The organism is Roseovarius sp. MS2 (assembly GCF_051447875.1).
Taxonomy (GTDB): Bacteria; Pseudomonadota; Alphaproteobacteria; order Rhodobacterales; family Rhodobacteraceae; genus Roseovarius; species Roseovarius mucosus_A.
The window spans coordinates 1,242,958-1,257,407 of sequence record NZ_JBKHVF010000001.1 but is presented as its reverse complement, the minus strand read 5'-3'; the positions used below and the strand labels follow the sequence as shown (position 1 = coordinate 1,257,407).

Genomic DNA, 14,450 nt, shown 5'->3' with positions numbered 1-14,450 from the left:
TGGGGGGGAATGTCACGCCATTCCCCCATATTTTGCGCCACCTCTGGTGCGCTCCTCTTTCCTTCAGCGGCGTTTCGCGCGAACAAGGCACATGCCGATTCTCGCCTTTCTCCGTTACAATGCGCCCTGGCTCACCGCCGGGGTCTTGCTGACCTTCCTGAGCAGTTTCGGGCAGACCTATTTCATCTCGATTTTTGCCGGTGAAATCCGCGAGAGTTTTGGCCTCAGCCATGGGCAATGGGGTGGCATCTATATGCTTGGCACCACGGCATCGGCGCTGGTGATGGTTTGGGCCGGGGGGCTGACGGATCTTTTTCGTGTGCGCAGGCTAGCGCCGCTGGTTCTGCTTCTCATGGTCGGGGCCTGTCTCTTTATGGCGGCCAATCCGGTCTGGTGGCTGTTGCCGCTGGTGATCTTTGCGCTGCGCTTTACCGGACAGGGCATGCTGAGCCATCTGGCCGTGGTCGCCATGGCGCGCTGGTTCGTGGCCGCGCGCGGCAAGGCGCTCTCTGTCGCGACCTTGGGCTTTGCGCTGGGCGAGGCGTTTTTGCCGCTTATCTTCGTGTCACTCTTGGCGATTTATGATTGGCGCGTGCTTTGGGTTGGCGCGGCGTTGGTGGCGGCATTGGGCATCCCGCTCTTGCTGGTGCTCTTGGCCAAGGAACGCACCCCGCAAAGCTGGGCTGAAAGCAGCCAGTCGCTGGGTATGGATGCGCGCCACTGGACCCGCCGCCAGACGCTGCGGCACTCTCTTTTTTGGTTCATGGTGCCGGCGCTCTTGGGCCCTTCCGCCTTTAATACCGCGTTCTTTTTCCATCAGGTGCATATCGCTGAGGTCAAAGGCCTAAGCCATGTGGCACTGGTGGCGATGTTCCCGGCCTATACGGCGGTGGGCATTGGCGCGATGATCCTGTCGGGCTGGGCGCTGGACCGGCTGGGCACAGCACGGCTTTTGCCCTTCATGCAACTTCCAATGGTCGCGGCGTTCCTGCTCTTTGCCGTCTCGGGGGGGCCGGGCCTCTTGCTGTTGGGGTTCGTGTGTCTGGCGCTGACCACGGGGGCCAATAGCACCTTGCCCAATGCCTTTTGGGCGGAATTCTATGGCACCGCCCATCTGGGAAGCATCAAGGCCATGGCCGCCGCCGTGATGGTTCTGGGATCGGCCATTGGGCCGGGGGTGACTGGGCTAGGGATTGACCTGGGCCTTGGGATCGAGACGCAATTCGTGCTCATCGCGGGTTATTTCGTCTTTGCCAGCGGGATGATGACCATCGGGATCTTGCGCGCACGTGGGGCGCTGACGGTCTAACAGGCTTGCAGACCCTATTCCGCCGCCACCGTGATCACCGGCTCCATCTGGTTGAACATCTCTTGCGACAGGTGGCATTTCACCTGATGCCCCGGCACCAGTTCACGCACCGGCGGCACCTCGCGTTCGCACAGGCCCCCCGGCACCTCTGATTTCCATCGGCACCGCGTCTGGAACGGGCAGCCGGGCGGCGGGTTCATGGCCGAAGGCACATCACCCTCAAGCACGATATGTTTCTTGGTGATCCGCGTATCGGCAATCGGCACGGCCGAAAGCAACGCCTCGGTATAGGGGTGATAGGGGGGGGCGAACACCTGATCGGTGGTGCCCAGTTCCACGACATGCCCAAGATACATCACCATCACCCGATCACTCAGATAACGCACGATGCTAAGGTCGTGGCTGATGAAGAGAAGGGTTGTCTTTTGCTTGCGCTGAATCTCCATCAGCAGATCTGTCACCGCCGCCTGCACGCTCACATCCAGCGCCGACACCGGTTCATCCGCCACCACGATGCGCGCACCGCCGGCAAAGGCGCGGGCGATGCCCACGCGCTGTTTCTGCCCGCCCGACAGTTGACGCGGCATACGTTCGGCAAATTCCCTCGGCAGTTTCACCAGATCAAGCAGGCGCAGCATCTCGTCGCGGCGCGCCTGATCCGTGTCGCCGATGCCAAACACCTCGAGCGCGCGGATGATCTGGCGGCCCACCGTCATCGACGGGTTGAGCGTATCGAACGGGTTTTGAAACACCATCTGCACATCGGCCACGGTTTGCGTATCGCGCTTCTCAATCGGGATCTGCTCGATATTGCGGTTATCCAGCAGGATTTGCCCCTCGGTCGCGGTCTCTAGCCCCATCAAGACCTTGGCGAATGTGGATTTGCCACAGCCCGACTCGCCCACAATCGCCAGCGTCTCGCTCTCGCGGGCCTCGAAACTCAGAGTTTCATTGGCCTTGACCACCTTTTTGCCGCTGCTCCCACCAAACAGCGCATTGGCTGCCACCTCGTAATATTTCTTGAGGTTCTCCATCTTGAGCACGACCTTGCCCGGCGCGGTCGCCTCATGTTGCGCCATGGCCTCGATCGGGGCGTTCCAATCAATGTCGGCAAACCGCAGACAGCGGGTGAAATGCCGGTCATCGCCCCTGATCCCCGCCATGGGAATATCGCCGCCATCGCACAGGCCCGCCTGAAAATAATCGCAGCGTGGCCCGAAATTGCAGCCCTCTGGGCGTTCATGCGGCAGGGGGAAATTGCCCGGAATAGCCTTGAGCGGTCGCGTGTTCTTGTCCGCGCCGGGCAGGGGGATCGACCGGAATAGCGCCTGCGTATAGGGATGCTGCATCTTGTCGAACACATCCTTGATGCTGCCGGTTTCAACCGCCTCGCCGGAATACATCACGCAAATCCGGTCGCAGGTTTCCAGCACCAGACCAAGGTTGTGACTGATGAAGAGCATCGAGGTGCCGTATTTCTTGCCCAGATCCTTGACCAGCTCCACCACTGCCGCCTCGACCGTCACATCAAGCGCGGTCGTCGGCTCGTCGAGGATCAAGAGCGACGGTTTTGACATCAGCGCCATGGCAATGACGATGCGCTGTTGCTGTCCGCCGCTCAACTGATGGGGATAGCTGCGCATGATGCGTTCGGGATCGGGCAGTTTCACATCGCGCACCACCTCTAGCGCCCGCGCCCAAGCCTCGGATTCGGAAATGCCCTCATGGATCATGGGCACTTCGATCAGTTGCTTGCCGATCCGCATCGCCGGGTTCAGGCTCGCCATCGGTTCCTGATAGATCATCGCGATTTCATTGCCGCGAATATCGCGCAATTCGGCGGCGCTCATCTTGGCCAGATCGCGGCCTTTGAACCGCACCGACCCGCCCACGATGCGGCCATTCACGCCCAGATCCTGCATCACGCCCAACGCCACGGTGGATTTGCCGCAGCCGGATTCGCCCACCAGCCCCACCGCCTCGCCGGGTTGCACCGTCACGGAAAAATCCATCACCGCCGGAATTTCGCGCAACCGGGTGAAAAAGGAAATCGACAGGTTCTCGATCTCGAGGATCGGCCCGTCATAGTCCAGCTTGGCCATGTCCATCTCCCTTGTCACCGGGGCGCTGCCGCGCTCTTTCAGCGTTCTTCAAATACTCATCTTCAATCACGCAGGCTTTCTTCGCGCAGACCATCCGCCAAGAGGTTGAGGCCCAGCACCAAAGACAAGAGCGCAAAGGCCGGCGGAAGTGCGGGATGCAGATACATCGTCAGCAATTTACGCCCGTCGTTGATGGTGCTGCCCCAATCCGGGCTCTCGGGGCTGAGCCCCAGACCAAAGAACCCGAGCGTGCCCAAAAGGATCGTCGTATAGCCAATCCTCAGGCAGAAATCGACCAAGAGCGGCCCGCGCGCATTGGGCAGGATTTCCCACAGCATGATGTACCAAGGCCGCTCGCCCCGTGTCTGCGCCGCCGCCACGTAATCGCGCGTTTTGATATCCATGGTCAGGCCGCGCACGATCCGGAACACCGTGGGTGAATTGACGAACACAACCGCCACGAACACCACCAAGAGGTTGGGCGGAAAGCTGACCAGCCCCAGCGGATCGGCATCCCAGGCAATCCCGGAATAGAGCCAGAGACCGATCACCAACGTGACCCCCAAATAGACGTTCCGCCGCGACGGTTGCGTGTGATAGCGCGAATTCCACAACAGCAGCAGAAATATGATCGGAAAAAGAAACAGCACCGCCGCCATATAGACGGGTATCCCTGTCTGCACGATTTCCGGCGTGACCAGCAGGTAAAACAGCAGGATCACCGGAAAGGCGAGGATCAGGTTGGCCATGAACGACAAAAGCGTGTCCAGTCGCCCACCATAATAGCCCGCAGGCAGGCCCAGCGTGATGCCCACCATGAAGGAGAACATGCTGGCAAAGGGCGCGATCTTGATGACCTCCCACGCGCCCGCGATCATTCGGCTAAAGACATCCCGGCCCAGATTATCCCCGCCCAAAAGGTAATAGGGATAGGCCCCCGGATCGGGCGTGCCCATCATCTGGGTAAAGGGCGTGCCCGGCCCTTTGTTCTTCATCGTGGCGGATTGTGACAGCACATCATGCGTCAGGATCATGTCAAAGGCACCGCCAAAGATGCCGGTGAACACCCAGAACATCACCATGGCAAAGCCGACCATCCCGATGGGGCTGTCAAACAGCTTGCCATAGAGACCCAAACGCCGCTTGAAGGTGATCGACAGCGCAAAGGTCACAATCAGCGCGATCCAGACCGGCAGGAACAGCCCCAGCATCCGCAGGGCAATCTCGCTCCAGCTTAATGGTTCCATGGTCCCGATACCCCCTAGCGCACGCTGATGCGCGGATTGAGAAAGACATAGCCGATGTCTGAAATCAGCTGCGTCACCAGCACCACCACCACAGAGATCACGGAAACCCCCAGCAGCAATTCGATGTCATTGTTGCCCGCCGCCTGCACCAGCGTCCAGCCAAAGCCCTTGTAGTTGAACAGGGTTTCAACAATCACGACCCCGTTCAAAAGCCATGGGAATTGCAGCATGATCACCGTAAAGGGCGCGATAAGCGCGTTGCGCAGCGCGTGTTTCATCACGACATTCGGGAAACTCACGCCTTTGAGGCGCGCGGTGCGGATATATTGCGCGGTCATCACCTCGGCCATAGAGGCCCGCGTCATCCGCGCGATATAGCCCATACCATAGAGCGCGATGGTCAGAACCGGCAAAAAGAAATTCTCGAACGTCGGGTTATCCATCGCCGCCGTTGCCGTGCCCTTGAACCATTTGAGGCCCACCGCCGTGCTGGCAAACACCGCGATAAAGAGCACGCCCGACACATATTCCGGTGTGGCCGTGGTGGTGATGGCAAAAGTCGACAGCGTGCGGTCGGTGCGCGACCCCTCACGCATCCCCGCCAAGATGCCAAGGATCAGGGCCGAGGGCACCATCAACACCATCACCCAGAACATCAGCCTGCCTGTCAGCGCCAGCTTGTCGCCAAGGATCTTGCCCACATCCTCGCGGAACACGGTCGAATAGCCCCAGTCGCCTTGCAGAATGCCGCAGAACCTTGGCGCATCCTCAGGGGCGGTGCCCGGTTCGATGCACTGCCCGCGCGTCACCCCGTCGCGATCAAGGATCACGAAACCCGGAACCACGCCCAGCCATTGCCCATATTTCACCGCCATCGGCTGCAAATAGCCATTGCGGCCCAGATAACTGGCCACTTCCTCATCGCTCATGCGAAAGTCGCCTTGGGTCTTGGCCAGCTTTTCGAGGTTGGGATAAAGATTGGTCAGGAAAAAGACGATAAATGTCAGACAGAGCGCCGTCAGGATCATGACCCCAACACGGCGCAGGATGAACATGGCCATAATCGCCCCCTGTTGGCGTTTTCAATGACGCTAGTCGACGGGGGGCAGGCGGTCCAGCATCATTTGCGACGTGGTCTTGTCAGAAAACGCCCCCAGCCTTTTCGGACTGGGGGCGCTGTCCGTTAGATCAGCGATTTGGGATCAACCGTGGCTATCCCCAGCGCCTCGCCGACAGCGGCATAGGTCAACTGACCGGCATGCACATTCAGACCGTTCAGCAGATGCACATCCTCGGCACAGGCGCGTTTCCAGCCCTTGTCGGCCAGCGCCAGCATGAAGGGCATCGTGGCATTGCCCAGCGCCAGCGTCGAGGTGCGCGCTACCGCGCCCGGCATGTTCGCCACGCAGTAATGCATGATCCCGTCGACCTCATAGATGGGGTCTTGGTGCGTCGTGGCGCGCGAGGTTTCAAAGCACCCGCCTTGGTCAATTGCCACATCCACCAGCACCGATCCCGGCTTCATCATCGGAAACTGATCGCGGCGCACCAGCTTGGGGGCGGCGGCACCGGGGATCAGCACCGCGCCAATCACCATATCCGCCTGCGGCAGCAACTCTGCCAGCAACCCAGCCGAGGAATAGCCGGTCTTGAACGACCCGCCAAACACGTCATCGAGATAGCGCAGACGCGGCAAGGAGCGATCGAGCACGGTCACATCCGCGCCCATGCCTGCGGCGATCTTGGCGGCATGCGTGCCCACGACACCGCCGCCGATCACGATCACCCGCGCCGGGCCCACACCGGGCACGCCGCCCATCAGTACGCCGCGCCCGCCGTTGGCCTTTTGCAGCGTCCACGCGCCCACTTGGGGCGCCAAGCGCCCGGCAACTTCCGACATCGGCGCAAGGAGCGGCAGACCGCCCGCGCGATCCGTCACCGTTTCATAGGCGATGCAGGTCGCACCCGAGGCCAACAAATCCTTGGTTTGTTCGGGGTCCGGTGCCAGATGCAGATAGGTGAACAGAACCTGCCCCTCGCGCAGCATCTTGCGCTCGGCGGCCTGCGGTTCCTTGACCTTCACCACCATGTCGGACTGTGCGAAAATCTCTGTGGCGGTGCCAACAATCTTGGCGCCTGCCGCCTCATAAGCGGCATCGTCAAACCCTGCTCCAAGGCCTGCGCCGGATTGGATCAGCACCTCATGGCCATGACCCACCGCCTCTTTTGCGGCATTGGGCGTCATGCCTACGCGGAATTCTTGTGGCTTGATTTCCGTCGGACAACCTATTTTCATATTATACTCCTCCCTGTGTTGTTTTGCGCGGAGTCTGCAACAGAATGCGCGCAAGGAGATTGAAATTTCGCTCGCCTTTTACGGGATTTTGTGAATATCCTTCGGAAATTACGTGATTAGTGGGAAAGGTCTTGCGCAAATGTCCCTCGATCCGACAGATCGTCGCTTGTTGCATGTCCTTCAGCGGCGCGGGCGCATTTCCAACGCCGACCTCGCAGAAGAGGTCAATCTCTCCGCCTCTGCCTGTCACCGCCGCGTTCAGCGCCTTGAATCCGATGGGTATATCAAGGGCTATGTCGCTCTGCTTGACCCGCGCAAGATGGGCGTGCCCGCCACGATTTTTGTCGAGATTACGCTTACCACGCAGGCAGACGAGGTGCTCGACGCCTTTGAAAAGGCGGTGGCGCGGGTGCCCGATGTGCTGGAATGTCACCTCACCGCCGGCACTGCAGACTATATCCTCAAGGTCGTCGCAGAGGATACCGAGGATTTCGCGCGTATCCACCGCCAATACCTGACCCGGCTGCCCGGCGTGGCGAAAATGCAATCAAGCTTTGCCCTGCGCACCGTGTTCAAGACCACCGCGCTGCCGCTCTGATCCCCTACCAGTCCATCACCACCTTGCCCGAATTGCCCGAAATCATCGCGGCAAAGCCCTGCTCGAAATCATCAATTCCGATCCGGTGGGTGATAAGGCCCGACACATCCAGCCCCGATTGCACCAGCGCGATCATCTTGTACCAAGTCTCATACATCTCGCGGCCATAGATGCCCTTGATATGCAGCATCTTGAAAATCACCGCGTTCCAATCCACCGCAAATTCCGTGGGCGCAATCCCCAACAGCGCCAGCTTGCCGCCATTGTTCATCCGCGCGATCATCTGCTGCATCGCCGGGGCCGCACCAGACATCTCAAGCCCCACGTCAAAGCCTTCGGTCATGCCGATGTCGGCCATCACATCGCGCAGGTGCTCTTTGCCCACATCAACCACATGCTGCACCCCCATCCGCTGCGCCAGATCAAGACGGTAGGGGTTGATATCGGTGATCACCACCTTGCGCGCGCCCACCTTTTGCGCGACCAGCGCCCCCATGATGCCAATCGGCCCCGCGCCTGTGACAAGCACATCTTCACCCACCAGATCGAAACTGAGCGCGGTATGCACCGCATTGCCAAAGGGATCAAAGATTGCTGCAATCTCGTCGGGAATATCCTCTGGAATTGGCACCACATTGCTTTCGGGGATACAGAGATATTCGGCAAAGGAACCGGGGCGATGCACGCCCACCCCTTTGGTATTGCGGCACAGATGCCCTCGCCCCGCGCGACAGTTCCGACAGGTGCCGCAGACGATATGCCCCTCGCCGCTCACCCGCTGACCAATCCGGTATTTCACCGCCGCAGGTCCGGTATCGACAATCTCGCCGACGAATTCATGGCCCACAACCATCGGCACCGGCACGGTCCGGGCCGAGAATTCATCCCATTTCCAGATATGCACATCGGTGCCGCAAATCGCCGATTTGCGCACCTTGATCAGCACATCCGATGGCCCAACCTCGGGCACCGGCACGTATTCCATCCAGAGCCCCGGCTCGGCCTTGGCTTTGACCAGCGCCTTCATCTCGTTCTGCATCAGATCACTCCTAGGTCGCGGCCCACGACCGCAAAAGCGTCAATCGCCCGGTCCAGCATATCGCGCGTAAGCCCGGCACTCATTTGCGTTCTGATCCGATCCTGCCCCTTGGGCACCACCGGAAAGCTGAAGGCGGTCACATAAACGCCGCGATCATTCAGCCGCGCTGCCATTTCTTGCGCCAGCTTCTGATCGCGCAACATGACCGGGATGATCGCATGTTCGCCGGGCAGCATTTCAAACCCCAGCGCGCCCATCCTCTCGCGGAAATACGCTGCATTGTCCCAGAGCCGCGCACGCCGCTCCGCGCCGTCCTCCAGCATATCAAAGACTTTGAGCGAGGCCCCCGCAATCACCGGCGCCAGCGTGTTGGAAAAAAGATACGGGCGCGAGCGTTGCCGCAGCCAATCCACCACCTGCGCACTTGCCGCCGTATACCCGCCCGAGGCCCCGCCCAGCGCCTTGCCCAGCGTGCCGGTCAGGATATCCACGCGGTCCATCACCCCGAACCGCTCGGGTGTGCCGCGCCCGGTCTCGCCGACAAAGCCGGTGGCATGGCAATCATCCACCATCACCATTGCATCATAGCGCGCGGCCAAATCGCAAATTTCATCCAAGGGCGCATAAGTTCCATCCATCGAGAACACGCCATCCGTTGCAATCAGCCGATGCCGCGCGTCCTTCGCCTCGCGCAAACACCGCTCCAGATCGGCCATGTCGCGATTGGCGTAGCGATAGCGCTCCGCCTTGCAGAGCCGGATACCGTCGATGATGCTCGCATGGTTGAGCGCATCGCTGATAATCGCATCCTCTGGCCCCAAGATCGTCTCGAACAAACCGGTATTCGCGTCAAACGCCGCCGCATAAAGGATCGCATCCTCACACCCTAAAAACCCGGCGATCCGGGCCTCCAGCTCTTTGTGCTCTTCCTGCGTTCCGCAAATAAACCGCACGCTCGCCATGCCAAACCCGTAACGGTCCAGCGCCGTATGCGCCGCCGCGATCACTTCGGGATGATCTGCCAGACCCAGGTAATTGTTGGCGCAGAGGTTCACCACCGCGCGCCCATCCGCCAGCCGCACCTCGCCCGCCTGCATCGAGGCGATCACCCGCTCGCCCTTATAGAGCCCCTCATCGCGCAACCCGTCCAGTCGCCCTGCAATATCCGCGTCAAACCGATCTGCTGCTGTCATGTCGCCCTCCCGTTCAGTGTTCCCGAACTGCTCCGGGACCGGGGGCAGCGCCCCCACACCTCAGACGGCGATACGAGGCCGTCCACTCGCCTCTACCACGATTTCAGCTTCCAAAAACACCCGTCGCGCCTCGGCCTGCGCTTCTTTTACGGCACGGCGCGCGGTAACATGAATATCCACTGCCCCGGCCGCCTCGGCTTCGGCTTGTGCTTCGGCCCGCAAAACCGCCTCTAGCGCCGCCATCGCGGCATCGGACGCGGCATAATCCTCTGGCCCGCTTTCAAGATGCACGCGGTATTTGCCCTCAGAGGGTGATGTCACCGTGCCGCCCCGCCGGATTGTCACACGGCCCACCACCGCGCCAATCGCATTGGCCACGCCGCCATGCGCAGGCAGGATCATCTCGCAGCCCAGCCGCGCGCCCACCGCGCCATAATAGCTCGCCGCCGACGCACCGAGACCAATCACCGGCACCGCCAGCCCGCTCTCGATTCGCACCAAACCGCGATGCCCATCCAACCCTTTTTGCATCAGCACATGCTCGGCCAGCGCCGTAGGAGACAGGCCAAAGTCCATGTCTTCTTCGGCAAAAGCAGTCTCTAACAAGGCCAGACTTGTCTGATGCGTCAGGCGATCCACGATCATGCGCGCCAAATGCTCTGGCCCCTCTGCCAGCCGGTTGCCCGACCCGGTTCGCTTGCGCGCCACCAGTTCCAACGCCATGCGCGCGGCCTCTGCATCCCAACTGTCCAGCCCGCCCAGCACATGGCTTGCATCCGACGGCGTGATACCCGCCACCTGCACCAGCCCCCGGCGCACCAAGCGTGTCAGCGCCGCGCCATCCATGCGCGTCTTAAGCACCTTGCCGACGGGGCGCACATCGACACCAATCCGGCCCAACAGAGCTTCTTCGCGCTCGCCTAATCCCCCGGCCTCGATCCCCGGTACCGCGCGCACGAACCGCGCGTCATGCTCGCCGGGTGCCACTGCCCGCAATTGTTCCTCCAACACGCCATGCACCGCCTCGCGTGCCTCTGCCGCCATCAGGCTCACCGGCACCACGCGCCGCGGGCCGAGGATCACGCCGCCCTCCAGCCCTTCGTCGCGCACATGAACCTCACTGTCACCACCCAGCCCAAAGGTTCGCATCGCGACCGCTTCGACCATGGTGCGCCATGGGCCCACACGCGCGCCTTCGGGATCAATCGCCGGTCTCCCCTCGCGCAGGACCGCCACATCGGTCGTTGTTCCGCCAATATCCGACACCAGCGCATGCGCCGCCCCGGTCAGCCAGCGCGCGCCCACGATGCTTGCCGCAGGCCCGCTCAGAATGGTCTCGATGGGGCGTTCCCGCGCTTGATCGGCACTGATCAACGCCCCGTCTCCCCGCACCACCATCAGCGGCGCGTGTATCCCCAACTCGCCCAGCTTGCCCTCGGCTCGGTCGATCAGCCGCGCAATCATCCCGATGAGCCGCGCGTTCAGCAGCGCGGTCAGCGCCCGTTTCGGCCCGTTGAGCTTGGCCGACAGATGATGCGACAGGCTCACAGGCCGTCCCGTTACCGCGCGGATCGTCTCTGCCGCCGCCAATTCATGCGCGGGGTTTCTGGTGGCAAAGAGCGATGCCACCGCATAGGCCTCTGCCCCTGTTCCAGTCTCTAACCAGGCCAAAAGCGCCTCTTTATCCAGCGGCATTGCCTCGCCTCCGGCGTGGTTATGGCCACCATTCAGCACAATCGCCGGGTCACCGCCCAGCGCCTCGGCCAGCCCATGTGCCTGCAAATCTGCCGCCCGAAACCCGATATAAACTAGGCCCGCGCGCCCGCCTTGCCCCTCGACAAGCGCGTTGGTCGCCAAGGTCGTCGAGAGGGAGGCAAGGCCGATATCGCCCACATTCGCGCCGCTTTCGCGCAGCACGGCCTCGACCGCAGCACCAATTCCCACGGCCAGATCGGCCCGTGTCGTCAGCGCCTTGGCGCTCGCAATCACCTCGCGCTCATCCCGGATCAGAACGGCATCGGTATAAGTGCCCCCGGTGTCCACGCCCAACAACAACGCCATCTGCCTGCCCTCTTTGACTGTCAGGCTAGGGGTGTAGCGGGTTTCTCGCGCTATGCCAGCCCGTTTGCGTCACGATCCAGTCGTTTGACCGCCCACCGCGCCGCATCCGCGACGGCCGCATCCGCATCCTCGCACTGCGATTGCGCCACCGCGCGCAAGCTTGGATCTGCGGAATTGCCAATCGCATAGAGCACATTGCGCAAAAACCGATCCCGCCCGATGCGCTTGATCGGGCTGCCGGAAAATCGCGCACGGAACGCGGTATCGTCCAGCATTGCCAGCTCCGCCAGCCGTGGCGCCACCAGATCCTCGCGCGCGTGATACTTCACTTCACGCGCCGTAACCGCAAACTTGTTCCATGGGCAGACCGCCAGACAATCGTCGCAGCCGTAAATCCGGTTGCCCAGACCGGGGCGCAGGGCTTCATCCACGGGCCCCTTATGCTCGATCGTCAGATAGGAAATACAGCGCCGCGCGTCCAACTGATAGGGCGCGGGAAAAGCATCGGTGGGACAGATGTCAAGACAGGCGCGGCAAGACCCACAATGATCGATTTCTGCCGGATCCGTCTCTAGATCCAGTGTCGTAAAAACGGACCCAAGAAAAAACCAGCTTCCCAACTCACGGCTCACCAGATTGGTGTGCTTGCCCTGCCATCCCAGCCCCGCCGCTTGTCCAAGCGGCTTTTCCGGCACGGGGGCCGTATCAACAAACACCTTCACCTCCCCGCCGCCCGCGTCGATCAGCCAGCGCGCCAAGCGCTTCAACCGCTTCTTGACCGTGTCGTGATAGTCTCTGTTACGTGCATAAACCGAGATGTTGCCGCAATCGGGCCGCTTCAACCCGGCCAAGGGGTCTTCCTCGGGGGTATAGCTTTCGCCCAACATGATGACGGTGCGCGCCTCGGGCCAGAGCGCCTCAGGCGCGCCGCGCCACTCGCTGCGCTCTGCCAGCCAGCCCATCTGCCCGTGATAGCCCTGCCCAAGAAATGCGGCCAAACGCTCGGGCACATGCCCCACATCCCATGGGCGACACAGCCGACAGGCGTCAAACCCTTCGGCTAGCGCTTGATCAATCAGTCTCTGTTTCAGCCCAACATTCATCTGGCGCAAAATACCTCGGGGGAGTCGCCGCTTGCGGCGACGGGGGCAGCGCCCCCAACCTAAAAGTCGAGATCAGCATAATGCGCAGGCGGCGGAAATCCCGACACTTGATCCGCCAGAATCCCGCGGAACGCCGGGCGCGACTTGATCTTGGCATACCAATCCTTGACCGCCTCGCTGCGCGTCCAGTCTACATCGCTGATGTAATCCAGCGCGCTAAGATGCGCGGCCGCCGCAAAATCCGCCAGCGTCATCACATCGCCCGCCAGCCAGCGCCGGTGATCCAACAGCCACGCCATGTAATCCAGATGATATTTGATCGCCTTGGCGCCGTCCTTGACATTGCGACTGTCGGGAAAGCCTAGCTTCATCACCTTCTTGTTCACCCGCTCATAGACCAACTTGCTGGTCACTTCGCTATGAAACTTGTCGTCAAACCACCCCACCAGCCGCCGCACCTCATAGCGCGCATCGGTGCCTTTGGGCATCAGGGACGGTTCGGGATACTTCTCTTCGAGATATTCGCAGATCGCGGCACTCTCCGACATGGTCTTGCCGTCGATCCGCAGCACGGGCACTTTGCCGGCCGGGTTGCGGCGCAGAAAATCCGGATCCTGCTCCCAATAGCGCTCTTCCACCAGCTCACATTCGATCCGCTTTTCCGCCAGACTCAGCCGAACCTTGCGGCAAAAGGGCGAGAGCGGGACATGATAGAGCTTGGCCATGAACGATTACCTGTGGTCTCGGGGGTCGCCCCTCAATGCCCCCTTTGGCTGCGGTTTTCAATCCTCGAAACAGGTGGCGCGCCCATCTCGGTCAATCGTTGCCGCCCCATCAAGGATACCAGCGGCCCGGTTGCGCAATGCCTGCGATGGTTTTGACGCGGAGCGTCCCTTGGGATCAGGCAGCACCGCCGCCAGCCGTGCCGCTTGCGTGGCGCTCAGGTCGGCGGCGCTCACGCCGAAATAGTGCCGCGCGGCGGCCTCAACCCCGAAAACCCCCTCATCAAACTCTGCAACGTTAAGATAGACCTCGATGATCCGTCGTTTCGACCAAAGCGTTTCGACCACCGGAGTAATGCTGGCCTCCAGCGCCTTGCGCGCCCAATTGCGCCCATGCCAGAGATAGACATTCTTGACGACTTGCTGACTGAGCGTCGAGGCCCCGCGCCCTGATCCCTCGGCGATCGCCGTGCGAATGGCCGCCATATCAAACCCCCAGTGCTGGCAAAAATTGGCATCCTCTGCCGCCACCAGGGACCGCGCCATCACTGGCGCAATTTGCGCCATTGGCACCCAGTCCTGGGCGATGCGGCCCAGTCGCCGCTCTTCCTGACCCATGTAATAGGTCTTGGGCGGTGCGATCTCACGATGGGTTGCGATCACTCCGATCACGATCAGCACGGCCACAAGCGACCAGCGCACCAGCCATGTGGTCGGCGTCCATCGGGATTTCGCCCGTAAGGGTGGGGATTTGCGCGCGCGTGCCATGTAACAGCTATA

Annotated in this window: 12 protein-coding genes; 2 read left to right on the top strand and 10 right to left on the bottom strand. The window is 61.4% G+C overall.

Annotation, left to right across the window (positions count from 1 at the left end):
- Positions 1 to 91 precede the first annotated feature (91 nt).
- Positions 92 to 1,309 carry an MFS transporter gene (locus ACLGGT_RS06225; RefSeq protein ID WP_437195329.1) on the top strand — a complete coding sequence of 406 codons (1,218 nt, stop codon included), beginning with the start codon at positions 92 to 94 and terminating at the stop codon, positions 1,307 to 1,309.
- 14 nt (positions 1,310 to 1,323) lie between these two features.
- On the opposite strand, the gene ACLGGT_RS06220 is transcribed toward ACLGGT_RS06225, so the two are convergent.
- The 4 genes from ACLGGT_RS06220 to ald all read right to left on the bottom strand — a co-directional run bounded on the left by ACLGGT_RS06220 (position 1,324) and on the right by ald (position 6,954).
- A complete protein-coding gene (locus tag ACLGGT_RS06220) occupies positions 1,324 to 3,411 on the bottom strand; it encodes a dipeptide ABC transporter ATP-binding protein (protein WP_037298692.1) in 2,088 nt (695 codons plus the stop codon).
- Between the two features lie 62 nt (positions 3,412 to 3,473).
- A complete protein-coding gene (locus tag ACLGGT_RS06215; protein ID WP_437195328.1) occupies positions 3,474 to 4,658 on the bottom strand; it encodes an ABC transporter permease in 1,185 nt (394 codons plus the stop codon).
- Between the two features lie 14 nt (positions 4,659 to 4,672).
- Entirely contained in the window at positions 4,673 to 5,719 is a 1,047-nt protein-coding gene (locus ACLGGT_RS06210) for an ABC transporter permease (protein WP_008282656.1), read from the bottom strand.
- 122 nt (positions 5,720 to 5,841) lie between these two features.
- Entirely contained in the window at positions 5,842 to 6,954 is a 1,113-nt protein-coding gene (gene ald / locus ACLGGT_RS06205; RefSeq protein ID WP_437195327.1) for an alanine dehydrogenase, read from the bottom strand.
- A gap of 139 nt (positions 6,955 to 7,093) precedes the next feature.
- On the opposite strand from ald, the gene ACLGGT_RS06200 reads away from it, so the two are divergent.
- Positions 7,094 to 7,552 (top strand): Lrp/AsnC family transcriptional regulator, encoded by a 459-nt coding sequence (locus ACLGGT_RS06200; RefSeq protein ID WP_008282654.1) that lies wholly within the window; start codon positions 7,094 to 7,096, stop codon positions 7,550 to 7,552.
- Between the two features lie 4 nt (positions 7,553 to 7,556).
- On the opposite strand, the gene tdh is transcribed toward ACLGGT_RS06200, so the two are convergent.
- From tdh to mtgA, 6 genes are read right to left on the bottom strand one after another with little or no spacing between them, the layout of a single operon-like run.
- Positions 7,557 to 8,579: an L-threonine 3-dehydrogenase gene (gene tdh, locus ACLGGT_RS06195; protein WP_198133616.1), complete on the bottom strand. Its 1,023-nt coding sequence runs from the start codon at positions 8,577 to 8,579 to the stop codon at positions 7,557 to 7,559.
- An 11-nt stretch (positions 8,580 to 8,590) separates the two neighbouring features.
- Entirely contained in the window at positions 8,591 to 9,784 is a 1,194-nt protein-coding gene (locus tag ACLGGT_RS06190) for a glycine C-acetyltransferase (protein WP_437195326.1), read from the bottom strand.
- A gap of 60 nt (positions 9,785 to 9,844) precedes the next feature.
- Positions 9,845 to 11,845: a hydantoinase/oxoprolinase N-terminal domain-containing protein gene (locus ACLGGT_RS06185; RefSeq protein WP_437195325.1), complete on the bottom strand. Its 2,001-nt coding sequence runs from the start codon at positions 11,843 to 11,845 to the stop codon at positions 9,845 to 9,847.
- A gap of 50 nt (positions 11,846 to 11,895) precedes the next feature.
- Positions 11,896 to 12,948 (bottom strand): tRNA epoxyqueuosine(34) reductase QueG, encoded by a 1,053-nt coding sequence (gene queG / locus ACLGGT_RS06180; protein WP_437195324.1) that lies wholly within the window; start codon positions 12,946 to 12,948, stop codon positions 11,896 to 11,898.
- Positions 12,949 to 13,007: 59 nt separating this feature from the next.
- Positions 13,008 to 13,673 carry an FtsZ-binding protein FzlA gene (fzlA, locus tag ACLGGT_RS06175; protein WP_008282649.1) on the bottom strand — a complete coding sequence of 222 codons (666 nt, stop codon included), beginning with the start codon at positions 13,671 to 13,673 and terminating at the stop codon, positions 13,008 to 13,010.
- A gap of 57 nt (positions 13,674 to 13,730) precedes the next feature.
- Positions 13,731 to 14,438, bottom strand: a complete 708-nt coding sequence (mtgA, locus tag ACLGGT_RS06170; protein WP_081507307.1) for a monofunctional biosynthetic peptidoglycan transglycosylase — start codon at positions 14,436 to 14,438, stop codon at positions 13,731 to 13,733.
- Positions 14,439 to 14,450 lie beyond the last annotated feature (12 nt).